This window comes from Brevibacillus sp. DP1.3A (assembly GCF_013284245.2).
Taxonomy (GTDB): Bacteria; Bacillota; Bacilli; order Brevibacillales; family Brevibacillaceae; genus Brevibacillus.
In genome coordinates, this window is sequence record NZ_CP085876.1 from 4897689 (window position 1) to 4922188 (window position 24500).

Below are 24500 nucleotides of genomic sequence, written 5' to 3' on the forward strand. Positions count from 1 at the left end.
GCTGAAAAGTGACCAGCTGCTTAAATAAATGGGGTACGGCTATACGTCTGTTCGAATTTATCACGCAATCCTTTGGCCAGTAGACTAAAGGAACTGATTGCAAGCATATAAGCAGCAAGTGGAATCAGGAAAATCCACGTGTAATTCGTGTAGACAAAGCTTCGGTAAGTCCCGAGCAGTCCTGCCCATTCATGTGTGGTCGAGTGAAACTCAACAGGGTCATAGTACATAGTCGTGCCACCTACAAACAGACCAAATATCCCGAGAAGCCCCATCAACGTCATGGTGGCGATCATCTCTGTCACCAAAACAATGACCAGATGCTCCTTCAAATGCGGCAGAATGTGGCGAAAGATGATCTGATCCCGCCCAGCCCCCAGCGAAGTCGCAGCTAAAACGTACTGGGATTCCTTGATTTGCTCCGTTTTTTGACGGATGGACGCAGCTACCGAAGGCGCCCCTAGCACTGCCACGACCACTACGAAAAACAACACGAGCGTAAACGTTGGCAACTCTGGATTGATATTGATTCCTTTCAATAAAAAATAGACAGGAATAAATATGGGCATGTACCCCCAGGCGTTCTCAATCGCAATCCACCAACGCTGCTGCTTGTCCAATATTCCAATATACAGTCCGATCCATGCTCCAATCAATAATCGCAATAACGCAATCATGAGCGTAATAAAAATGGTGTACGGTGCCCCATGGAGTAGTTTTGTAAGCAAATCATAGCCCCATTTATCCGTACCCAACAGATGCTCGCCTGAAGGTGCCAGAGGCGGCGAAATGATCACTTGCTTCCCGTTCACCATTTCATTGCGCACTTTCACCTGGTAATCGATATCATAGGGGGCCAAATAAGGTCCGGCTACTCCAATAATCATTAGAAATACTACCAAGATACAGCCTAGCCATAAAGCCCAATTGAACCGTTTCCTCATACCATACCCTCACTCATTCCAAAAGAAGTCTGGGTTATTTATACACAACCGCGCGTTCAATCACATACAGAATGAGACGAATCAATACATAGACTAAAATGGATAGCAAAATAATACCTAAAAGTCCCATGACAGCAGCATTGAATTCGTATCCGCCATCTTTACTGAAAATAAACCGGGTCAATCCTACGACGTTTAATAAGTACTCAACAATAAACAAGTTGGCTACCGAAATCGCAATCGTCTTCTTTAAATCAGCAATCAGAAACGGCTTGATATTTTTATAGACGTGGTGAATCAGAACATGCCAAATCCCCATCCCCTTGGCAAGTGCTGTTTTTATATAGTCTTCGCCGCCAATTTGTGCATACTTCAAACTGACTACCTTCATGAGAAAAATCGTTGGTCCAATTGACAGTAAAGTGATCGGAAACCAGGTACTCTCAGAGTCACTTATGGGTGATAGGGTGATAATTCGAATGTTCGTCATCTTGTAAAATCCGACCGCACCCACAATCGAAACAACTATTAGGATAAAATCAGGAATCGTGGCAAGGAGATTCAAAACCTTTTGAAATTGACGTACAATCCGAAAGCGCTGCAATAGCAATCCAAAAATAATACTAGCAAGGACTGCGACACTAACACTTGCGAATAGTAGTTCAAAAGAGCTAATTGCAAATGGGAGGATATCCTCTGCAATGCTCCTTTCCGTTTGCCCCGAATAATAGGTTCCGAGGGAGCCTTCTGCAATCTGCTGAATCAGATATACCGTATGGACTACGATATTTCCCGGTTCGAATACTATTTCTTCCTTTTGCGTATATAGCATGAACGGCCCACCGCAAACGACGATAACTAGGAAAAACATCCCGATTAATTGTTTAACATAGGTCAAACTCTCATACCCCCTTACTATTTCCAACAATACACTATCTATTAAAAATCATCCAGACAATAGAAAATATTTTATTTTTTTATTCTATTCAAACAGAAATAAAAAAGTGGCTGAGCAGGATAGCCTGTCAACCACTTCTCCATTCATGGGAACAGTTGATTCGAAAAAGATGATAGCTGATCGATTACTTCGTAGAAGAAGTAGCTACACGCAGCTGCTCATTTTTCATGAGAAGATTTTGAATCGAAGCAGTGAAAGGTTTTCTTACTCCGTCTTTCAAACGTGGTACCATTGGAATCATCTAATAGTCCTCCTTTCTGACAATATCTTCTTAAGAATAGCATTTTTCCTTATTTACCGTCAATTATGACCATTCCCAGATAGGAAGCGAGTTGATTGATTTCGGTCATATAGATGTTTTCTTGTCCGTAATAGCCTTCCTGCTCCCCTACAACCTGTGCAAATTTCGAATAGAGCCGGTTCAAATAAACATGATTAGCATCTGCACGAAAGGTCACTTGTTTCACGTGTTCATTTTCTTCTTGGACCTGTCTAATAAGGTGGCGAAAGCCTTTCAGAAATACCCTGCTACTTCGATATTTTTCTTCAACGATGACTGAATGGATATAGCAAATTTCGCCCTCTGGGTTTGCTTGCCTTTCTCCTGTCAAGTATTGATAATGGCCCCATCCGACCAATTTACCTCGCTCGTCTTCTATCAGGATCAAATGAGAATCCGGGAGAAACGTCAAAATATGAACGAGTGTGTCACTAAGAGAAAACATACGACTAAACTCCAAGCGATTGCGCATAAAGAATAGCGTGAATTGGGCAAAATCATCGTCACTCGTACAGCTTCTGAATTGGACATGCATCCTTTGCACACTGCCTTTCTTTTTCTGTTCGTTAACGTATCGGCTGTTGGACTTTCCTGCCAATCGCCGTGTGTTGGGACGTGATGTACTGGTATACCTTCAAAGGTAAGGTCAAAACAACACAAGAGGTGAGAGCCGTCACGGTTGTTGTCTGTAAAGCACCCGCTAAGTCTGTTTCTCCAAAGTGATCGCCGTCCTCTACGATCGCAAATCGAATCTGCTCCTCAGATTCAGCAGATGTTTGGGAACATCCGTAACACCTTCTGGGCTGCTCAAAGCACTTTGCTTGTCCCATAGCCTTCTGTAATAGCCCCTCTTTTGCAACAGTTGGGAGTGAGTTCCTTGCTCCACTAGTTCCCCCTGCTCCAGCACAAATATTTGATCCTTGTCCGTTATGGTCGACAAGCGATGTGTCACCGTAATGACAGTCCGATCGCTGGAAAGCTTTGCAAAAGTCTTGTTAATAGAAGCCTCTGAAATGGGATCGAGGGCAGAAGTTGCTTCATCCAGAATGAGTAATGAAGGATTGCGCAGAATCGCTCGAGCAATGGCAAGTCGCTGCCTTTGTCCCCCAGAGAGGTTGCTTCCCCCATCCAAAACTAGTGTTTCGTACTTATCTGGTAGATTCATGATATAGTCATGGATCTCCGCTTGCTGTGCAGCCATCCTCAACTCATCGTTGGTCGCATCGAGTTTGCCGAGCCGGATGTTTTCCGCTATTGTTCCGTGAAAAAGAAAGTTATCCTGAAAGACGACCCCTACGTGGTTTCGGAAGGCTCCCCGATTACATTCATCGAGCTTTGTTCCGTTTCGTTTATCTCGATATGGCCAGAACTAGGTTGATAAAAGCCTAATAACAGCTGAACGATCGTGCTTTTTCCAGAACCGCTGGAGCCAACAATCGCAACTTTTGTTCGAGCCGGAATCTGCATGCTGACCTGATTTATATGCAACTGATTTTCCTGATAGCCAAACGCAACATTTTTTATGGACACTTCAGTCAAACGCAAATCGGGCTGTTCCGCTACAGAATGGTCGACTTTTTCACTCGGTTCATTCAGTACCTTCTGGATTCGCTCCATACTGACTTGTGCATCTGTAATCAGCGGGAGCGTAAAGGTCAGATTAAACACTGCATTCCCCATCGACGTATACATGGTGAAAAAGGCGACAAGCGAACCAACAGAGATGCGCCCGGTGAGTGCCAGATAGGAACCGAAGCCAATAATCGTAAAATTGACGAGTAGTAAGGATAGCGCAGGAATCCGTTCCAGCTTCGCTGCCATCAAATTTTTGCGATAGTTGCTGACCAACAGCAATTTGAGTCTTTCATTGAATTTATCGATCATGACATCTTGCAGGTTGAAGCCCTTGATAACCATTTGCGCTTTCGTATTTTCCTGGACATCATTCGTCATAGAAGCGAGCTGTTCTTTGTATGCGGCATTGACGGCGTGGGCACGTCGGCCAAGCAAATAAGGACCTGTACAGATCAAGATTGCTCCCACCAAGATACACAGCGCCATCACCCATTCCAAATATAACAACACCATCGTACTAATCGTCACGACCACCAATGACTGAATACCCGTCGTGAAGAGAATGGCCAACGATCTGTCAATGACGGGCAAATCCACCGAAAAGTGTGAGACTAGTTCGCCCGAACGCGTTTTGTGGAAATAGCTGACCGGCAAATGCTGCATATGGGCAAACAATTTTTGCCGCAAATCATTTTGCACACGTGCATTTAGTTTTGCCAGAACATAATCACTGATAATTCCAGCACTGACACAGATAAACCCGCTAATTGCCAATACGATCATGATGACTGTGAAAATTTGCATATCTTTGGGAACAATCGCTTTGTCAATGATCATCTGGAAACTAAGAGGTGCCAAGGATAGAAAAAGCAGATCGAGTGCAAGCGTGAGGAAAAAAAGGGAACTCAGGAGCTTATAGGGGCGTATGTAGCCAAACAGGTTTTTGATGACGAACAGCATCGTAACGTCTCCTTCTTGGATTAGAAAAATGGTTCATGTTGAAACCTGGCTGCATAGGATTGCCAAGCCAAAAACGATGCGCGATATTCATCCAATGGACCATTTGCCGTTTCCACAGAAGCTACTCGTTCTGCAATCTTGGTAAACAATTTACGTAAAGAGTCGTCCGAGGAAGTCCAGAATCGAAACTCCTTCACGTCTTCCTCCATATAGGCGATATATTCGGTTACATACTGAAGGGCATGCAAAAAAAGGCGACTGCTACGATACTGTTCTAAAAAATAGACTACCTGAATTTGAACGATATGCTTGTCTTCGTACTGATTTTCACCTGTCCCGTAAATGTACGAAAAGGCACCGATCACTTCATCGTCATCGTTGAAGCAAAGAAATGCTTTCCCCTCCATTAAAACGGGACTCGCCAGAAAACTGAGTGTCACAGGAAAGGAATAGGGCATGCGAAGCTGGTCGTAGTTTTCCAATAAAAAGGCCATGTATTTCTCATAATACATCTCAGCTGAACAGATCGAGAAGTAATGATCCATCTCGTTCCATCCCTCCTTTGAATGATGATGTTGTGGCTACGTATCCTTCACAAAAAAGACGGCCATTAGCCGCCTCTATCTTATCACAATAATTTGAATATCCAGTCTGCCCATGTCATGAAGATCGAGTGGTGCAGCCAATGCTGTCCCTGCCATGTCTTTCAAGTCATGCTGGTGTAAAAATAAAGGCGGGGTAATGTCTACAATAACACCTCGATTGGACAAAAGCGTACTCGCATTCCCGGAAATCATGTTCCCCAACTCGGAAATGGCACTTTTTCCGAGCTCATCCATCTCTTGCACGGGGTAGCCGCCCATCATGGCCGAGACAATGCGCAAAGCCAATTCCTCTTGCAGACCGAAAAAGACCTCACCCTGTAATTGACCTGTCATTCCGATTCGAATCCATGTATGGCCTTCTACATGGCTCCATTCTCTTTCAGCTAACTCTCCACGCGAAATGTCGACATTGCATACTTGTTGAATCACGGACGAAGCTGATTCAAGAAATGGATCAAGGTACTGGACTATCATCTGCGTTCTCTCCCTTTCCCGGGCAATTCACTCTCAGAGGTTGTTCAAAAAGTCGTCTTTTGATCACGTAGTAGTACTGGAAGCCTATTCGACATCGAAAGAGGTGTTGAAAAGACGACTTTTTGAACACGCACTCGTATAGGAATATCATAATGTCGATTTTTGGCAGACGCAATAGGATTACGAAAACTTTATAGGCATAAGGTCATAGAAACATGGTGTGCCAGGAAAATAATCATCTACTTTTGTCTCATGACGAAAGGTATAGATGGCCGTGCACGTTCGCAAGTCTAATATTTCTACCCCGATCTCATGCTTACTCAATTGCCACATCGGAAGCTGGACTCGATCAAAGGCAAAAACAGTATCTCCAAATGCCAAGCATTCCTGTATACAGCGGACAGCATCGTACCGTTCGTCGGCCTCAAGCAAATGAACGGGCTCCAAACCGAATTGTTCGATCAGATGAATACGATCCCACAATTGCTCTGCCCCATGCTTCCTTCTAGCGGTCCTTCTTGGTGATAGCACAGGGTACTCTCTCGTAACATATTCCCACATGATCCCGTGGTAAAACATCGAATGGAATCCTCCCACAAAAATTTGGCCCGGCAATAGCCTTTTCTCTGCTACTGACGGGCCTGCTACTCTATTTTTTCTTACCGACGACGTTCATCTCCGCCCGGGCTTCCCTACCCAGTGCATCAGTAGCAACAACCGTCAATTTTTGCTTGCCTTCCTCTACCTCATGAAGCACCAAGCGAAATAGCCCACGATCATTCGCGTTGGTCTGAAAGCTTTTTGATCCATAGTTGATTTGAAGGTTAACAGCACCGGCACCTGTCACTTTCCCTTCGATGGGCAGTGCTTCACCTTCCTGCCCTTCTAGCTGTTTGTTCGGCAGCTGGATCGTCGGAGCTGGCACTGTTCGCGCCTTGTAGGATATACGCTGCTCCCCATTGCTTATGACGACCGACCCTGAATTGGCATCGACATACGCATACACTAGCAACATACTTTGATTACCTGCACCGTCTTTGCCTTCAAGCAAAATACGATTTTCTCCCTGCTTCATACTCAAAATTTGCGTTACGTATTTTTGGGCAGGAATTTCCAATTGCTCTTCTTCAAAGTAGGACACGATTTGCCCATTGATACTTACCTGACCTTTATATGTTTGATCTCTGTACATGAAGCGGACTGGAACCAGCATGTTCTTGGTTGCTGCATCGAACTGGACGTCTTCGCTGCCATCGTTTAACAATTGCAGTGTTGGAGGACTCGTATCGACGATGACCCGCTGCGTGAATTGGCGCTTGTTTCCATACATATCCATCGCACTGTACATCACATAATTGAGACCTTCCGTTAATCGCAGGATGGTTTCAAATGATCCATCCGTCGCCAGCTTTACAGGCGTTTTGTTAATCGACAAGCGGACTCTGTCCATCATATCCTCGCCTGTTACTTTGCCCCTGAAGGCTACATCCGGCTGCTTGGATATTTTCAGATAAGGAAACAAATCATCCGGGAACTCCACAAATGGCGGAGTGCTGTCACTTTTCCCGTTAATATGCGCCACACTGATGTTCCCTGCATAATCATACGCTACCACACTCATTTTTTTATCCGGCTGATTAATGAGTGTGCTGGACACTTTTGGAGAATAGGGACCGCCTACCCTTTTGCCGTTTACATAGAGGAAATAGGCTTGGATATCTTTATCGCGGCTGCTCCACTGAACCCGGTTTCCTGACACAGAAGCTGTAATCACAGGAGCTTTTGTATCCACGCGGATGGGGAGTGTCATTGATTGCCAATTTGCATTGCGGTCGTCTATTTTGGCCTTAATGGAGAATTGGTACTGTCCATCAGGTGCCTGTATATAGGCGCCTTTTTGTGGTGAAAAGATCTTTCCATCCCAGCTCCACGCTTCCTTTTCCGTAAAATAGTATGGCGTCCCCAGCTTGGATTGGTCGTACTTGCTCACCTTTTCATCACGCACAAGAGTGCGAATCGGCTTGCCTGACTGGTCTGTTACTTCGACGATAATATGACGGGCATTGCGCAAAAAAGTAATCGAAGGAGCCGCAACATCGTAATGCCCATCCCCGTTTGGCGAAAAGGCAATATGATTGGGGTCGACTTTCGCACCGCCATCGGCTTTGACACCTGTAACACCTAGATAATCCCGATAGCGCCATTTGTCATTGCGTTTATCGTGATACCAGCTCGTCTTGACACCTGTTCGTTTTTCCTGACTTTCTGCCTCCCATACGGGCTGATCCATAATCCTTGGTTCATCCCAGTCGCCGTAGAAGCCATAAAACGACGTGCGCAACGTTGGCAGCTCCTTATCATCTGGTTGAAAGGAAATAAATCCTTCTGCAAATTGATTGCGTGCTGAGCCTTTCGGAATCGTGAGCGTTACCTTCACTTCCTCTAACTTCCCCGGCGCAACGGTAATCTTAGGAGCGGAAAATTGCAATTCTGCCCCCTCGAAAAGGGTATCGGTTAGCATGTTGATCCCATTCTTGCGCAAGTCAGTCATCACACCAAACTCATTTTGCAGCTGATACGTAATGGGCTTTTTGCCAAACTTGTTATTAATGAATAGAGAAAAGGTCGTTGAATTCCCAATCTCTCCCAATGAGACACCTGCTTTTCCTTTTGCATTCACAACAATGGCTGGCGTCTTGATTGCTTTTGCGATTTGCATCAGTCCTGCCCCTTGAACCCGTGGGCTGTAAGGAACTTTTTTTGCTTTCTCTTTATCCGCTGCGGGTACGCTGATTTGCGGATCGATAATCGGTTCTGCTGTATTCATCGCCGCCGCCTTTAACGTATCGACAAGCGATCTGCCTTGCAGGTTCCGCCCTTGCTTGAGATAGCCTTGCTTCAGCAAAGCCATCCCGCCTGCCACATGTGGCGTTGCCATTGACGTACCACTTTTCACGGCATATTCAGACTCTCGCGTGAGTGACAAGATGCCCCCACCTGGAGCTGCAATCTCCGGCTTGAACTGCAAATCGGGGGTTGGTCCCCATGACGAAAAGGCCGAGATCGTTCCTCCGTCTGGATAAGGCATTGGATTTTGTCCATATTCACCGTTAAAGGAGACCGTCACTTTCTTGCCTTTTTTAATCGCTTGTGCCATTTGCTCTCCCATGTGCTTTAAGACAGAAACAGCCGGGATTTGTTTGGCATGCTCTGCACTGATAATGAGTGGTCCCATTTCATTGTTGTAGATGATTGCACCAACTGCTCCTGCTTCTTTGGCAAGGCGCAGCTTATCGTCGAATGAAATGTCGCCTCGCTCGAGCAATACCACCTTATCTTTTACGGAAACATTGTAGTCTTCCTTCTTCCCTTTTCCCATATAGACAAGCGGGTACGGCTTCATCAGTGTCATGACTGGGTTTATTGCCCCCCCGCCTTCCACGTATCCCGATAAATACACGACTTTCTCCATACTGGGTACCCCTTGCACCGTGAAGCTATAGCCAGCGAGTGCTGTAGCATTGACAGAAGCAACTGAAAACGCATCAGGACTCAAGCCTGGAGAACCGATCATGGCGATATCCGGATTCTGTGCTCGTACCTTATCACTGCCGAAATACGCATCATTACCCGCGGCTGCCACTACTACGATCCCATTATCGACTGCTCGCTTTACTGCCATTTGCTCCACATTGGTTTCATCCACATAGCCCGCTGAGGAACCGAGACTCAAGTTGATGACATCTGCTTTTTTCGTAATGGAATCATTGATCGCAAATAAAATCGATTCACCTAGCCCAGGAACCTCGCTTTGATAATTGGAAAATACTTTTTGGCTGATGAGCTGGGCTTCAGGAGCAACCCCTTTTACTTTTCCGTTCGCACCAATAATTCCCGCCACATGGATACCATGCTGAGATTCCGATACGTCTTCCGTTGTTTGCGTACGATCAGCCCAGTTAAAGCCAGGGATCACCTTCTGGGAAGAGCCTGACTTTTGCATGGCTGAACGCTTATCATGCGGGGCAGGCAAATCGGGATGGCGCGGATTGACTCCCGTATCGATCACAGAAACGAGCATCCCTTCCCCTTTTACCCCCGATTCCTCCCAAGCCTTAGTCGCCTCAATCATTTCCAGCGAATCGACAGGCGCGGATTTTAATTGCTCACCTCGCAGTAGTAGTTCTTGCCGTTGCCATTCATCTGCCTTTGTTTTATATTCCTTATCCACCTTGCCTGTATGTAATGGCTCGTGCATTTCCGCGAGATCCTGCAAAATCTGCGTACGAATGGTCGCCGTTCCTTCAAACGCTGTTGTGCTGACAGTCGTTGCGGGAAGCAAAGCCAATATCAATCCAATGCTGCATACCTTTTTCTTCATCGTTTGCCCCCTTGCTGGAAGTCATTCCATTATGTTTTCAGTTTTCACTAGGAATCGCTTGGGTATTCCCTTCTTTTCGCAAAGGTTGACAAACGAAGTATTTTCAGCCTATATTTAAGTGCGTTAAATATTACATATCAAATATTCCCGATAACGAAGAAATAGATCAAATAAGGAGAAGATACGAGCATGCCCTCCCCCTTAACAGATACGCTTGAGCGCCTGCAGGAGGCGTTTCGTACCATTATGCGCACGATGGGAACGCAATTAGCCGAACCTGTCTCTGGTTTAACTGGCCCGCAATTCTACATTCTTCATCAGTTGGAACAGAAGGAAAAATGCACCGTTGGAGAATTGGCTGAATCAATGGGGGTCAAACCGAGCGCAATCACAGCAATGGTCGACCGTTTGGATAAACACGGCTTCGTCGCCCGTGATCGTGATGAGGAAGATCGCCGAGTGGTTTACATCAGCTTGCGCGATTCTGGCAAAAAAATTCTGCAAGTAGCCAAGCAGAATCGGAGAGAAAAGCTAAATAAAATGTTCTCTCACCTCAGCGAAGATGAACTCCAGCACTTCGTCCTCATTTTTGAAAAGCTGGCGATGGCGGCGGTCATCGAGACGAATTCCGAGAACTAAAATCAAAGAAAAAAGGCGTGCATTCCGGATAACCGGTGCACGCCTTTTCTTCGTCTATTAGGAGAAGAAGAACTTCTTCACTGCATGTTTAGTTGTTTCTTTGTTCATGTGAGCGATCGAAGTTGTCAGCGGAATGCCTTTTGGACATGCTTGTACGCAGTTTTGCGAGTTACCGCAATCACCGATACCGCCATCTTCCATCAGGGCTTCCAGACGCTCATGCTTGTTCATCATACCCGTTGGATGCTGGTTGAACAGACGAACCTGCGAAATCGCGAACGGACCGATGAACTCAGCCTTTGCATTCACGTTCGGGCAAGCTTCCAAGCAAACACCGCACGTCATGCACTTCGAAAGCTCGTACGCCCATTGACGCTCAACTTCCGGCATGCGAGGACCAGGTCCCAGATCATGCGTACCATCGATCGGAACCCACGCTTTTACGCGTTTCAGCGCATCGAACATGCGGCTGCGGTCAATCGACAAGTCACGTTGTACAGGGAAGGTGCTCATTGGCTCAAGACGAATCGGCTGTTCCAGTTTATCAACCAGTGCCGAGCACGCTTGGCGCGGTCTTCCGTTAATAACCATCGAGCACGCACCGCATACTTCTTCCAAGCAGTTCGATTCCCAGTTTACTGGAGACGTTTTTTGACCTTGTGCGTTGAGTGGATTACGTTGAATCTCCATCAAAGCACTAATCACGTTCATACCAGGACGGTAAGGGATTTTGAACTCTTCCTTGTACGGAGTGCTGTCAGGGCTATCTTGACGAGTGATAATCAAATGAATCAATTTTTCTGCCATGATCAGTTTCCTCCTCTCTTATTTCTTGTCAGACGTATAGTCACGTTTACGTGGTGCGATCAGGGATACGTCGATGTCTTCATAGTAGATTTCAGGCGCAGTCGTTTCAGCATTGTACTTCGCCATTGTCGTCTTCATGAAGTTCTCGTCATCACGCTCAGGGAAATCAGGCTTGTAGTGAGCACCGCGGCTCTCGTCGCGCTTGAGAGCACCGATCGTGATCGCACGGGACAGTGCGAGCATGTTCCAGAGATGACGGGTAAACGCAGCACCAGAGTTGCTCCATTTATTTGTATCGTTGATGTTAATTTTCTTGTAGCGTTCCATCAGTTCAACGATCTTATCATCCGTTTTTTGCAGACGGTCGTTGTAACGTACTACCGTTACGTTGTCAGTCATCCACTCACCCAGTTCCTTGTGGATCAGGTAAGCATTTTCTGTTCCGTCCATTTTCAGGATGCTGTCGTATTTCGCTTGCTCTTGGCTAGCAAAGCCGTCGAAGAGCGTGGAAGACAGATCATCAGAGGATTTGTTCAAGCCTTTGATGTACTCGATTGCTTTTGGACCTGCTACCATACCGCCATAGATCGCGGACAGGAGGGAGTTCGCACCCAAACGGTTTGCACCGTGCTGAGAGTAATCGCACTCACCTGCTGCAAACAGACCAGGGATATTGGTCATTTGGTTGTAGTCTACCCACATACCGCCCATGGAGTAGTGAACCGCAGGGAAAATCTTCATTGGAACTTTACGTGGGTCATCCCCTACGAATTTTTCGTAAATCTCGATAATACCGCCCAATTTTACATCCAGTTCTTTTGGATCTTTGTGGGACAGGTCGAGGTATACCATGTTTTCGCCGTTGATACCCAGCTTCATATCTACGCAAACGGAGAAGATTTCGCGAGTCGCGATGTCACGCGGAACCAGGTTTCCGTATGCAGGGTATTTATCTTCCAGGAAGTACCAAGGCTTACCGTCTCTGTACGTCCATACACGGCCACCCTCACCACGAGCAGACTCGGACATCAGACGCAGCTTGTCGTCGCCAGGGATTGCAGTTGGGTGAATTTGGATCATCTCACCATTGGAGTAGATAACCCCTTGTTGATACGCCGCAGACGCTGCTGTACCTGTATTGATAATCGAGTTCGTCGATTTACCGAAGATGATACCAGGTCCGCCTGTTGCCAAAATAACGGCATCCGCACGGAAGGATTGAATTTCACCGGAACGCATGTTTTGCGCAGTAATCCCGCGACAGGTTCCTGTATCGTCCAAAACGGCTCCGAGGAAATCCCAATATTCGTACTTGGTTACCAGACCTTCAGCTTCATAACGGCGTACTTGTTCGTCCAATGCGTACAAAAGCTGTTGTCCAGTGGTCGCACCCGCAAAAGCGGTACGGTGATGTTTGGTTCCCCCGAAACGACGGAAGTCCAACAGACCTTCTGGCGTACGGTTAAACATAACGCCCATACGGTCCAACATATAGATGATGCCAGGTGCTGCATCGCACATTGCTTTAACTGGCGGTTGGTTTGCCAAGAAGTCTCCGCCATATACTGTATCGTCGAAGTGCTCCCATGTGGAGTCGCCTTCCCCTTTGGTATTTACCGCACCGTTAATACCGCCCTGCGCACAGACAGAGTGGGAACGTTTTACCGGAACCAGGGAGAACAGCTGAACAGGAACGCCTTTTTCTGCTGCTTTAATGGTAGCCATCAAGCCGGCCAAACCTCCACCGACAATGATCAGTTTACCTTTTGCCATGAGTTTTGTCCCCCTATCCCTACAAAATGAAAGCCGACATCGCACGCAAGCCGATGAAGGTTACAATTACGAATACGCCCAAAGTCAGGAATGTTGCAATGCGTTGGGAACGCGGCCCAACTGTAATTCCCCAGTGAACCAGGAACGACCACAGTCCGTTGGAGAAGTGGAAAGTCGTGCTAATAATCCCGATTGTGTAGAATACGATCATTGCAGGACTGCTCAAAATGTTTGCCATCATGTCATAATCTACGTGTGCACCCAGTGCTTTTTGGATACGGGTTTCCCAAACATGCCAAACAATAAAAATGAGGGTAATGACTCCTGTAACGCGTTGCCACAAGAACATTTGGTTTCGGAAGTAACCGAAGTTCCCTACGTTATGCTTCGCTTGGAACGCAATGTAGAGACCGTAAACTGCGTGAAACAGGATCGGGAGGTAGATCAAGGCAAATTCAAGTACTAACAGAAATGGAAGGCTTTCAATGAAGCCTACTGCCTGGTTGAAAGCTTCAGGTCCACGAGTCGCTTGATAGTTGGCGGTCAAGTGGAACACGAGGAAGAGCCCGATCGGAAACAAACCAAGAAGTGAGTGTAGCTTGTGACTGAGAAAGCTATGGCCTTTCGCCATACAATGGTCCCCCTTTCAATGTATGTAACTCTCAATTCTGTGAAAAACGTCAAGCATCACCGCAAGCGGTCCAAAACGGTTTTCGTCCGTTTTGATAGACCTTTCCCCAATATCCTAACCCATTGCCTCACCCATTAGACATAGCAAAACCGCCACGATCATTTTATGAAGAGCATCTTGACGCTGTTCACAAAAAGACTGCGTTTGCTAGATCATATGAATTTGTCGGAATGTGTCAAAATTCGAGAAAAAGTTGGGCAAAACTTTGACCAAATCCAATTGTACTCTTGTCGACACAGAGCGTCAAGACAATCAATGTACTAAATACATTGATAGAATAACTTTGTTTAGTCTAGCTATTTTTTCTATTAAGATGTCATAAATGTGAGCCCCTCCTCATAATCTAGTACAGACAGGAGGGAGGCACATATGAAAGAGAAGGATCAGCTTGCAGCACTGTTGCCGCCGGAGACCATTCCCTATGCGGAAAGAATGAACATGCCCTATCTTGGCTATCATCTTCTACGCGAAACGCTGACCAGCACCCTGCTAGGTGACAGTGAAAACCATATTCTCTATTGGATAGGAAAAAATATGGGCCGCCAAATCCCCATCCAATCTGCAACTGGCCCGATTATGCCTTTTATTCGGCTCGGATTAGGCCAACTAGACATCGTGGAGGAGACCGGGCAAACTATCGTCTATTCGCTCACTCATTCTATTTTTAGCTATCAGTCTATAGAGAGACTAGGATGCAGTCTTTCTTTTGAGGCTGGGATCATAGCTGGGATGATTGAGCAGTGGAAAGCAAGAGAGGCATTCAGCAAAATCGAAATGGAAAGCCCTTCAGACATACGTATATCTGTACAAGTAGCGTCATGAAGAAAATGCCCCCTCTACCTGTAACAAAGGGAGAGGGAGCATCCATCCATGTTTTATACTCCGTGCACGACCGCGGTTTCCTCGACATCCAGACCATATGCCGAATGAAGACTGCGAACAGCCAGCTCCGTCAAAGCTGCTGGAATAACGCAAGAAACCTTGATATCAGACGTAGATACCATTTTAATAGATATTTCTTTTTCTGCCAGGACGCGGAACATCTCGGCAGCTACCCCTGGATTGTTGATCATGCCTGAGCCAACAATCGATACCTTGGTCAAGCCTTCCTCGAAATCGACTTTTTCAAAGCCAAGCTCGGTTTTGTTTCTGTCCAGCGTATCCAGTGCTTTTTTCAGATCATCCGCTGCAACGGTAAAAGAAATGTTCGTAACAGACGCATCATAGGAGCTTTGGATAATGATATCGACGTTCACCTGATTGTCCGCCAACGTATTAAACAGACGGGAGAGCGTCCCGACCTTGGCAGGCATGCCGACCACCGTAATTTTGGCTACATCTTCATCGTGTGCAACTCCACTTACTACTCTTCCTGTTTCCATGTTGGCAACCTCCTCAACGTACGTACCATCTTCGGCAGTAAAGCTGGAGCGGACGACCAGCCTTACCTTGTATTTTTTCGCAGCCTCTACTGACCTTGGATGAAGAACCCCTGCACCGAGGTTCGCCAGCTCCAGCATCTCATCATACGAGATCGTATCCAGCTTGCTCGCAGCTGGAACCATTCGCGGATCAGCTGTGTACACCCCGGACACGTCCGTAAAGATTTCGCATTTCTCAGCGTTCAAGCTCGCTGCGAGTGTAACCGCAGATGTATCCGATCCACCGCGGCCGAGCGTCGTAATTTCACCTTCGTCACTGATCCCTTGGAATCCTGCCACAATCACCACACGACCACGACCGAGCTCGGATTGAATCCGCTCTGGATCAATCTGCTTGATCCGTGCTCTTCCGTGAATCGCCTCTGTGGTAATTCCAGCCTGCCAACCCGTCAGAGAAATGGCGTCGTAGCCTTTTGTATGCAAGGCCATCGACAAAAGCGCGATCGATACCTGCTCCCCCGTGGTCAGCAGCATATCCATTTCACGCTCGGATGGGTATGCGCTAATCTGCTTGGCCATGTCTACCAATACGTCAGTAGATTTCCCCATTGCAGAAACAACGACTACCACATCATGCCCTTCCTCTTTGTAGCTGATAATTCGATCCGCAACTCGTAAAATTCGCTCAATGGTACCTACAGAGGTGCCTCCGTATTTCTGCACGATCAACCCCATGCGGCTTCTCTCCCTTTTCTCATATCCAATGTTGGTATTTATCTCGTATCGTATGGTTTTTCACTATTCTCTCTATAAGGAAAAGTCTTGCATTTTTATTTTACAAAAAAGGCACCGACAAGGAATAAGACCTGCCGCTGCCTATTGTTTCGACATACCGGTTCCTCCCTCCCAATACACGCGGACAACGAAGATTGACAGTAAACACCATCAAAACTCACATTGACACACCGTGAGATAGCTCTCCATCTGACAATTGGTCATTGTGCAGATGACAGTCCTGCATTTGTTCAACGCAGACCCAGCATGGAGAAAAGCGGGTTTCCCTCCACACTTCGGCGAATTCCCCTTTTCCGTCCCCTTCACAGATACCCGATCTCAGGGTGGTACTCTTGGTTTTCGCGCCTCTACCTCACTCCATAATGGAAGTGAGGCTAACTATTCTGTTTGAATCGGATTATATCATGAGTCTAAAAATGGATCAATTCCTTTTTAAGAGGATGTTCCAAAAGTTACATTTGCTATGTGTCCAGCTTGCGCAGATGAGTGATGATTTCTTTTGCCAGCTTGTCGCCGATCCCTAATTGACGGAAGTCTTCAACCGTCGCCTCGCGCATTTTTTTCAGCGAGCCAAAATGAGAGAACAACAGCTTGCGTCGCTTCTCACCGATACCCGGGATCTCATCTAATTGCGAAGAGAGCATCGTTTTCGTCCGGGATTGTCTGTGGAACGTAATAACAAAACGGTGGACTTCATCTTGGATGCGCTGCAACAAATAAAACTCATAGCTATCACGCCTAAGATTTACAGGCTCTGGCGGATCTCCGTACATGAGCTGAGCAGTGCGGTGCTTCTCATCCTTCGCGAGTCCACAGACGGGAATATAGAGACCCAGCTCGTTTTCCAGCACGTCCATAGCCGCACTGATTTGACCTTTTCCACCATCGATCACAATCAGGTCGGGCATCGGCTGGTTTTCTTTCAGCAGGCGAGAGTATCGACGGAGAACGACTTCGCGCATGGAGCCGTAATCATCTGGTCCCTCGACGGTTTTGATCTTGAATTTGCGGTACTCCTTTTTGTCAGGGCGGCCGTCTGTAAACACAATCATCGCAGACACAGGCTCTGTTCCCTGAATGTTGGAGTTGTCAAACGCTTCAATTCGATGAGGAACCGGAATCCCTAAAATGTGACCGAGATTGTGTACCGCTTGGACCGTACGAGCATCGTCCTTGGACATCAGCGCGAACTTCTCCTGCAAAGCAATACGGGCGTTCTCGGAAGCCATGTTCACGAGCTCATGCTTTTTGCCTCTTTTGGGAGCGTGGACTTTGATGCCCAGCCACTCACTCAAAAGCTCCGGTTCACTCTCTTGCGGGAGCAAAATTTCTTTTGGCAGCGCATTTTGCTTGTCGTAGTAGAACTGGCTCACATAAGACATGAAGTCTTCGGTTTCGCTACCGTAGTATGGAAAGGAAGTCGTCTGACGCTCGATCATCTTCCCTTTTCGCATATAGAACACCTGAATGCACATCCAGCCTTTTTCCACAGCAAACCCAATAATGTCGCGGTCTACCGTATCAGCGAACGTGATCTTCTGCTTCTCCATCACCGCTTCGATGCTCTTGATCTGATCGCGATATTCCTTGGCGCGTTCGAACTCCATGTTTTCTGCGGCTTGCAGCATTTTTTCCGTGAGAGTTTGCTTCATTGCATCATGGCCACCATCGAGGAACCGGCTGATTTCATCCACCAAACGCTGATTTTCCTCTGCCGATACCTCGTACACACAGGGCGCTAGACATTGTCCCAAATGGTAGTAAAGACAAACCTGCTTGGGCATATTGCGGCATTTGCGCAACGGATAGAGGCGATCCAGCAGCTTCTTCACCTCGGAGGCATCTCCGGCATTCGGATACGGACCGAAATACTTGGCTTTATCTTTTAATACCTTACGGGTAATCTCCAGGCGGGGCTGTGCCTCATTCGTAATTTTGATGTACGGGTACGTCTTGTCGTCGCGGAGCATGACATTGTAACGCGGGTCGTGCTCTTTGATCAGGTTGCACTCGAGGATGAGCGCCTCAATCGCTGAGGATACCACAATGTACTCAAAGTCCACGATCTCACTGACCAACAGCTGCGTCTTCCCGTTATGACTGCCTGTAAAATAAGAGCGGACGCGGTTTTTCAGAACCTTGGCTTTTCCTACGTAAATGATTTCCCCGCTCGCATTTTTCATCAGGTAGCAGCCTGGCTTATCTGGAAGGACGGCCAGTTTATCTTTTAAGGAGCTGTTCATGGCTGCTCCCTCCTCTTTGCTCTATATCTGCCTTGTATCTATTTGTTCTTGTGGATTGGCTTTTCCAATACATACAGTTCATCTTCTAAGGAACTCATTCGTTCCATCAGCAGCTTGCGGCTGTCTTGTACCCCTTGATTGTAATAGAAGGGGCCGAGCTCCTTTGAAAAAAAGGCAATCAACTCTTCCGTCTCCAAATTGCCGAGTGTCTCCGACCGTTCTTCTATAAAATAGCGCTGTACTTGATGAACAAGATATTCCATTTGCTCTCTCGTCAATTTGGTTGGCATCGTATCCAGCTTCCTTCCGTTTTTCGCATCATAAGAGAATATACGTTCTACCCTTCATAGTACCATGGAATCAATACGAAAAAAACTGCCGCCTCATTACATGGCGACAGTTTTTTATAGGCAGACTAGTGCTTGCGACCGCCCAAATATGCCTCTTTTACACGCTCGTCGTTTAACAATGATTCTCCTGTACCGTCCAATACGATTTGCCCTGCCTCCAGTACATACCCGTAATCAGCGATTTTGAGGGCCTGTTTGACATTTTGCTCCACGATGAGGACGGTTGTACCTTCCGCATTGATTTCTTTGATCACCTTGAAAATGTCCGACACCACAATGGGAGCCAAACCCATCGACGGCTCGTCCAAAAGTAGCAGCTTCGGTCGAGACATCAATGCGCGGGCAATGGCTAGCATTTGCTGCTGACCGCCAGACATCGTCCCTCCCAATTGAGAAAGCCGTTCCTTGAGGATAGGGAACCAGATCATCATCTTTTCCATGTCGTCCTTGATTCCTTGTGCATCGTTGCGCTGGAATGCACCCATCTCCAGGTTTTCCAGCACGGTCATCTTCCCGAGGATCGCACGCCCTTCTGGTACCAAAGCCAGTCCGGCTTTTACGATCTGATGAGGTCTCGAACCCTCTATACGTTGACCACAAAACGTAATCGTCCCTGCTTCAGGCTTCAGTTGACCTGCGATCGTACGCATGGTTGTGGTTTTCCCCGCTCCGTTCGCCCCGATTAGCGAGACGATTTTGCCCTCAGGCACTTCCAGCGTGATCCCACGAATTGCCTTGATTTGACCGTAGGAGGTCGTCAAGTTTTGTATGTTCAGCATCTTATTCATCCTCCTTGCCGAGGTAGGCTTCAATCACATCTGGATTGTTTTGTACCTCTGCCGGGGTGCCGTCAGCAATTTTGACCCCAAAGTTGATACATACGACCTTTTCACACAGGTTCATGACCAATCCCATATCATGTTCGACCAACAGGACCGTCGTCCCGTCATCGCGAATTTTTTTGACCAGCTCCATGAGCGCTTTTGTCTCAGTCTCGATCATTCCGGCAGCAGGCTCGTCCAAAAGTAAAAGCTTTGGCTCAGTAGCCAGTGCCCGTGCAATCTCCAGGCGCCGTTGTTGACCGTAGGCCAAAGTATCCGAGCGCACATCTGCAATGTCAGACAAGCCTACGAATTCGAGAAGCTCCTCTGCTTTTTTGGTAACCGCCTTTTCTTCCGCACGTTGTCCGGGTGTTTTCAAAAGGGATGCCCAGAAGCCTGCCTTCATGCGCGAGTGGCAGCCTACCTTCACGTTGTCCAGCGCACTCATGTGACCGAAGAGGCGAATATTTTGGAACGTCCTCGCAATCCCCATTTCGGTAATTTTGTTCGGCGCTATTCCATTTAGCTTTTGTCCGGCAAAAGAAAAAGTACCCGTCGTTGGTTCGAATATACCCGTTGCCATATTGAAAATGGTCGTTTTCCCCGCACCATTCGGTCCAATCAAGCCGACAATTTCGCCCTCTCCGACGGAAAAAGAAACGTCACGAAGAGCGGTGATGCCGCCAAAGCTTTTTCCTACGTTCGCAAGTTCCAGCAACATCCTATACTCCCCCCTTCGCTTCCTTATCCGATGACTTGCCCCGACGACGCTTGAACAGCTTCTGGAACGTGTCGGCACCGATCAAGCCATGCGGGCGGAACGCCATTACACCGACCATGATCAAACCGTACATGAGCATTTTGTACTCGGCCAAACCACGCAGTACCTCTGGCAATGCCGTGAGAACCAAGGCACCAAACAGCGGTCCCCATACGACTTCGCTACCTCCGATCACGGCATAAGACAGAATCTCTACAACTTTATGGTAGTTAAAATCATCTGGCGTAATGGTCGTCGTAATGTGAGCGAACAATCCTCCACACACCCCTGCCAAAATTGAACCGATCACAAAAGCAAGCATTTTATAATAGTTGACTTGCAATCCCATCGCTCGTGCCGCCGTTTCATCTGCTTTGATCGCTTCAAAAGCACGCCCAAGACGCGAACGGTTCAAACGCAGCGTCAGGAAAAGAACGAAGGCAAACAGGAGCAGCATAAACACAAAGGTCGATAATGACTTCATTTGCATGACCGAAATACCAAAGGTTTGCGCTTTTAACCCCATTGCTTTTTCAAAATCGTACAAGTAATTGCCAATCGATTGAAGTCCGGTCAATCCGAGGGCGCCATTCGTAATTTCCATATTAAGAAAAATAACGCGGATCACTTCACCAAAGCCAAGCGTAGCAATAGCCAGGTACAAGCCATGGAGCTTCAATGTCGGAGCACCGATCAAGAGTGCAATCAGCCCAGCCGCCAGTCCTCCGATTATGATGGCGATAAACAGAGGCATGTCCGCTTGCTTTGTCAAAATACTCGCCGTAAAAGCACCAATGCTCATAAAGCCCGCATGGCCCAAGGAAAGCTGGCCCGTCGAGAGCGTAATGTAAATACTGATCGCTAAAATACTGTTTAACAAGATAAAAGTCAGTACCTGTAAGTTATATGGATTGAGAATGTCCAATGTCTGCACCTCCCTTACGCTTTGCGTCCAAATAGTCCTTCCGGCTTCAAGAGCAAAATGAGAATGATCAAGCCAAAAGCAACCGCATCCCGATACGACGAGTCTCCGTACGCGACAGTAAACACCTCGATAATCCCGAGCAATACGCCACACACCATGGCTCCAGGAATGCTGCCTACTCCGCCTAATATCAAAACAGCCAAACCTTTGAAGCCAAGCGTCATCCCCATCGTCGGAATGAGAGCAGAGTACGCCATCCCGATCAATATTCCGGCGACGCCTCCCAGTGCCGAAGCAAGCATAACGGTCACGACAATGACCATGTTCGTGTTAATCCCCAAAAGATTTGCAGTATCCGTATTTTCAGCCGTCGCGCGAATCGCTTTTCCCATTTTCGTTTTTTGAATCCAGAAATGCAGGACAAACATCAGCAACACAGAAATCCCCAAAATAACGAGATCGACGCTGCGAATTTGAATGAGCCCCAAGTCAAAAGTGGTATCCCCAAAGGATTGTGGGAACGCACGGGAGTCAGCACCGAAAAACTTGTGCATGGCTTCCTCCATCAAAATGGCAAATCCGATCGTACTGATCAAGGATGCCAGATGGGGTACATTTTTTTTACGAAGGGGGCGAAGCGCTGTATACTCCAGCACGAGACCCAAAATGGCCGATATCACGATCGCCACGATCAGCGCTACCCCTAAAGGCATATTCAGGCTGGTCATCAATACCAAGCCAACCAGTGATCCAAAAATAAAAATTTGGCCGTGTGCCATATTAATGATTCCCAAGACACCAAAAATGAGCGTATAGCCCAATGCAATCAATGAATAAGTGCTACCAACTGTCAAACCGTTGACTAATTGCTGCCAAAACAAATGCCTCACCTCACTGTTAAGTGGTTAACATCCAACGATGATTGAGTTATTCTCGCTGGATCAGCAAGCGAAGAACTTCATCTGGTACTTTCTGATCCAGCGAGATAACTATAGAAAAAGAAGCCCGGAGCGACCCCGGGCACGATCCTATTCAAACGGGACGAATTTGCCTTCTTTTGCGACAACGACAACCGCATCACCAATCGGATTGCGTTTCTCGTCAAAAGACAGTTTGCCGGATACACCCGTGAAGTCTTTCAGCTGAGCCAATTGTCCACGCAACTCTTCGCGATCTGCTTTTCCTGCGGCAAGCAGTGACTGCGACATGATATACAGCGAGTCATATGCTTGGGCAGCGAACTGGTCAGGCTTTTTGTTATATTTGGCTTCGAATGCTTTTACGAAGGCTTGTACTTTATCATCTTTCTTTTCAGGGCTGAATGGTGTGGCAACGATTAAGCCTTCAGCAGCTGGACCTGCAATTTCAAAAACTTTCGGATTATTAAAACCATTTCCACCAAGAATTGTCCCTGTAAAGCCCAGCTCACGTGCTTTTTTCACAACCATAGAGCCTTCTTTGTACAAAGCGGACACTAGCAAAGCATCTGGGTTTGTTTGCTTCAGCTTGGTCAATTGTGCCGAAAAGTCCACATCTCCATTTGCGAAAGTCGCTTCACTGGTAATCTCCAAGCCTAGCTTCTCAGCCGTTGCTTTCATGACCTTGTAGCCATTCACGGAGAAGTCATCGTTGGAAGCATGGATGAGTGCTACTTTTTTCAATCGATTTTTCTCAACGGCTGCTTTCATAGCTGTCGGGATCGCAATGGATTCAGGCAAAGAATTGCGGAACACGTACTCCCCGATATCATTGATTCCTTCTGAAGTGTTGGAGATACCAAAAATCGGGGTTTCCGCCTCGTTTGCAACAGGTCCCGCTGCAAACATTTCACCGGAAAGTGTCGGTCCGATGATCGCCACGACATTATCCTGATTAATCAGTTTATTTACCGCATTAATCGCGCCTTCTTTTTCTCCGGCGGAGTCTTCAAACTTCAATTCGATCTTGAGCTTGCCTTTGTTCGCTTCATTCAGCTCACCCAACGCCAGCTCCAATCCTGCTTTTTGTGCTTCTCCATAGGCTGCGCCAGATCCTGAGAGGAAACCAACGACACCGATTTTTGCTTGAACCTCTTGTCCATCGGCGCTAGCTGCTTGTCCAGAGCCACCTTCTCCTGCTGCAGGAGCACTTGTATTTCCTCCGCTCGAACATCCGACCATCAATACCGCCCCTAGCGAGATCGCCGCCAGCGAGCGCATCAAATGAAATCCCTTCATTAGAAAAGCCCCCTCTATTTTCGAAATAAATTGAATACAAGAAGTTTAATCAAAGTATTCTAAAAACGCAATTATTTTCGCTCAAGTAAACTTAATTTTTTGACAAACGATCGTTCAGAATTCTGCATCTAACCATAAAAAAAAGCGGCACATTACATGCCGCTTTACTCATTGCATTGCTCTTACAGATGTTTGCCTACAGTTGCCATGAGCGCTTCTTTTGGTTGGAAGCCGATCACTTTGTCAACTGGTTGACCGTCTTTGAATACGATCAGTGTTGGGATAGACATTACGCCAAAACGACCAGCAGAATCTGGGTTGTCATCCACGTTTACTTTGACGATTTTGAGCTGGGAGCCCACTTCACCGTCGATTTGCTCCAGTACAGGAGCGATCATTTTGCAAGGGCCGCACCATGGAGCCCAGAAGTCAACCAGGACTGTACCGCCTTGCTCTACTTCCTGGGAAAAGTTTTGGTCGGTAGCATTTACAATTGCCATAGAAGTTACCTCCTTGAATTTCAATTACTAAATAAAGGTTCCTAACGGTTATCAGTATATCATTCAAACAACAAATTGACTACGCCGCTCCACACTTTGCCCTGCACTTCTCGCTATAGTCTGTCCAGTCTGGCCGCACCTTATTGCCCGACTTGTTTGATCCGGTTGATCTCCCGTTCGTGGTCACTAACTTTCCGATGCAGCAGATCAAGGTCTGCATCGATATGTTTATTTTGGCGTTCCACTCTGTCTAATCGGCGCGTAGCGTCATCGCGGAATTCGTACATCTCATCCCGAAAATCATACATTTCTTTCTTAAACTCGCGTAGCTCCTCCTGCGTTTCTTTAACCAATCGGTTATTCTCCGCCACCATGTGTATCAGTTGTTGCAAAAGCTGTTCGCTCATCCCGATCACCTCTC

General features: G+C 47.0%; 23 protein-coding genes, 1 pseudogene and 1 riboswitch. Of the genes and pseudogenes, 2 read left to right on the forward strand and 22 right to left on the reverse strand.

Annotated elements, in window-relative coordinates; genetic code table 11:
* Window positions 1-20 precede the first annotated feature (20 nt).
* The 9 genes and pseudogenes from HP399_RS22405 to HP399_RS31100 all read right to left on the reverse strand — a co-directional run bounded on the left by HP399_RS22405 (window position 21) and on the right by HP399_RS31100 (window position 10177).
* A complete protein-coding gene (locus tag HP399_RS22405) occupies window positions 21-944 on the reverse strand; it encodes an ABC transporter permease (protein WP_173619055.1) in 924 nt (307 codons plus the stop codon).
* A gap of 34 nt (window positions 945-978) precedes the next feature.
* Entirely contained in the window at window positions 979-1842 is an 864-nt protein-coding gene (locus HP399_RS22410) for an ABC transporter permease subunit (RefSeq protein ID WP_173619056.1), read from the reverse strand.
* Window positions 1843-2192: 350 nt separating this feature from the next.
* The gene (locus tag HP399_RS22415; RefSeq protein ID WP_228088321.1) at window positions 2193-2627 is read right to left on the reverse strand and encodes a GNAT family N-acetyltransferase; all 435 of its coding nucleotides are present in this window, start codon (window positions 2625-2627) and stop codon (window positions 2193-2195) included.
* Window positions 2628-2915: 288 nt separating this feature from the next.
* A pseudogene (locus HP399_RS31040) lies at window positions 2916-3449 on the reverse strand (ATP-binding cassette domain-containing protein); the annotation flags it as partial.
* Window positions 3450-3475: 26 nt separating this feature from the next.
* Window positions 3476-4717 carry an ABC transporter transmembrane domain-containing protein gene (locus HP399_RS22420; RefSeq protein WP_255653756.1) on the reverse strand — a complete coding sequence of 414 codons (1242 nt, stop codon included), beginning with the start codon at window positions 4715-4717 and terminating at the stop codon, window positions 3476-3478.
* Between the two features lie 20 nt (window positions 4718-4737).
* The gene (locus tag HP399_RS22425) at window positions 4738-5262 is read right to left on the reverse strand and encodes a hypothetical protein (protein ID WP_173619058.1); all 525 of its coding nucleotides are present in this window, start codon (window positions 5260-5262) and stop codon (window positions 4738-4740) included.
* A gap of 75 nt (window positions 5263-5337) precedes the next feature.
* Window positions 5338-5796, reverse strand: a complete 459-nt coding sequence (locus HP399_RS22430; RefSeq protein ID WP_173619059.1) for a chemotaxis protein CheX — start codon at window positions 5794-5796, stop codon at window positions 5338-5340.
* Window positions 5797-5976: 180 nt separating this feature from the next.
* Window positions 5977-6375 carry a hypothetical protein gene (locus HP399_RS22435; RefSeq protein WP_173619060.1) on the reverse strand — a complete coding sequence of 133 codons (399 nt, stop codon included), beginning with the start codon at window positions 6373-6375 and terminating at the stop codon, window positions 5977-5979.
* A gap of 70 nt (window positions 6376-6445) precedes the next feature.
* The gene (locus tag HP399_RS31100; RefSeq protein ID WP_173619061.1) at window positions 6446-10177 is read right to left on the reverse strand and encodes a S8 family serine peptidase; all 3732 of its coding nucleotides are present in this window, start codon (window positions 10175-10177) and stop codon (window positions 6446-6448) included.
* 189 nt (window positions 10178-10366) lie between these two features.
* On the opposite strand from HP399_RS31100, the gene HP399_RS22450 reads away from it, so the two are divergent.
* Window positions 10367-10816, forward strand: coding sequence for a MarR family winged helix-turn-helix transcriptional regulator (locus HP399_RS22450; RefSeq protein ID WP_173619062.1), 450 nt, complete (start codon window positions 10367-10369; stop codon window positions 10814-10816).
* A 57-nt stretch (window positions 10817-10873) separates the two neighbouring features.
* On the opposite strand, the gene sdhB is transcribed toward HP399_RS22450, so the two are convergent.
* From sdhB to HP399_RS22465, 3 genes are read right to left on the reverse strand one after another with little or no spacing between them, the layout of a single operon-like run.
* Window positions 10874-11623 carry a succinate dehydrogenase iron-sulfur subunit gene (sdhB, locus tag HP399_RS22455; RefSeq protein ID WP_007722466.1) on the reverse strand — a complete coding sequence of 250 codons (750 nt, stop codon included), beginning with the start codon at window positions 11621-11623 and terminating at the stop codon, window positions 10874-10876.
* A gap of 18 nt (window positions 11624-11641) precedes the next feature.
* Entirely contained in the window at window positions 11642-13396 is a 1755-nt protein-coding gene (gene sdhA / locus HP399_RS22460; protein WP_007722462.1) for a succinate dehydrogenase flavoprotein subunit, read from the reverse strand.
* Window positions 13397-13415: 19 nt separating this feature from the next.
* On the reverse strand, window positions 13416-14027 hold the full coding sequence (locus HP399_RS22465) for a succinate dehydrogenase cytochrome b558 subunit (protein WP_007722458.1): 612 nt from the start codon (window positions 14025-14027) through the stop codon (window positions 13416-13418).
* 429 nt (window positions 14028-14456) lie between these two features.
* On the opposite strand from HP399_RS22465, the gene HP399_RS22470 reads away from it, so the two are divergent.
* The gene (locus HP399_RS22470) at window positions 14457-14909 is read left to right on the forward strand and encodes a YslB family protein (RefSeq protein WP_173619063.1); all 453 of its coding nucleotides are present in this window, start codon (window positions 14457-14459) and stop codon (window positions 14907-14909) included.
* A gap of 53 nt (window positions 14910-14962) precedes the next feature.
* Here HP399_RS22470 and HP399_RS22475 read toward each other — a convergent pair whose 3' ends face one another.
* From HP399_RS22475 to HP399_RS22520, 10 genes are all read right to left on the reverse strand, one after another.
* Window positions 14963-16204, reverse strand: a complete 1242-nt coding sequence (locus HP399_RS22475; RefSeq protein WP_173619064.1) for an aspartate kinase — start codon at window positions 16202-16204, stop codon at window positions 14963-14965.
* A gap of 230 nt (window positions 16205-16434) precedes the next feature.
* Window positions 16435-16622: riboswitch (Lysine riboswitch) on the reverse strand.
* Window positions 16623-16725: 103 nt separating this feature from the next.
* Window positions 16726-18507, reverse strand: coding sequence for an excinuclease ABC subunit UvrC (gene uvrC / locus HP399_RS22480; protein WP_173619065.1), 1782 nt, complete (start codon window positions 18505-18507; stop codon window positions 16726-16728).
* A 38-nt stretch (window positions 18508-18545) separates the two neighbouring features.
* The gene (locus HP399_RS22485) at window positions 18546-18797 is read right to left on the reverse strand and encodes a DUF2164 domain-containing protein (RefSeq protein WP_173619066.1); all 252 of its coding nucleotides are present in this window, start codon (window positions 18795-18797) and stop codon (window positions 18546-18548) included.
* 125 nt (window positions 18798-18922) lie between these two features.
* Complete coding sequence (locus HP399_RS22490; RefSeq protein WP_173619067.1) at window positions 18923-19636, reverse strand: ABC transporter ATP-binding protein; 714 nt, start codon at window positions 19634-19636, stop codon at window positions 18923-18925.
* Window position 19637: 1 nt separating this feature from the next.
* Entirely contained in the window at window positions 19638-20399 is a 762-nt protein-coding gene (locus HP399_RS22495; RefSeq protein ID WP_007722436.1) for an ABC transporter ATP-binding protein, read from the reverse strand.
* 1 nt (window position 20400) lies between these two features.
* Window positions 20401-21372 carry a branched-chain amino acid ABC transporter permease gene (locus tag HP399_RS22500; protein ID WP_173619068.1) on the reverse strand — a complete coding sequence of 324 codons (972 nt, stop codon included), beginning with the start codon at window positions 21370-21372 and terminating at the stop codon, window positions 20401-20403.
* Between the two features lie 5 nt (window positions 21373-21377).
* Window positions 21378-22244: a branched-chain amino acid ABC transporter permease gene (locus HP399_RS22505; protein ID WP_173619069.1), complete on the reverse strand. Its 867-nt coding sequence runs from the start codon at window positions 22242-22244 to the stop codon at window positions 21378-21380.
* Window positions 22245-22391: 147 nt separating this feature from the next.
* Window positions 22392-23579, reverse strand: a complete 1188-nt coding sequence (locus HP399_RS22510) for an ABC transporter substrate-binding protein (protein ID WP_173619070.1) — start codon at window positions 23577-23579, stop codon at window positions 22392-22394.
* A gap of 182 nt (window positions 23580-23761) precedes the next feature.
* Window positions 23762-24103: a thioredoxin gene (trxA, locus tag HP399_RS22515; protein ID WP_228088322.1), complete on the reverse strand. Its 342-nt coding sequence runs from the start codon at window positions 24101-24103 to the stop codon at window positions 23762-23764.
* A 116-nt stretch (window positions 24104-24219) separates the two neighbouring features.
* A complete protein-coding gene (locus HP399_RS22520; protein WP_173619071.1) occupies window positions 24220-24486 on the reverse strand; it encodes a hypothetical protein in 267 nt (88 codons plus the stop codon).
* Window positions 24487-24500: the final 14 nt, after the last annotated feature.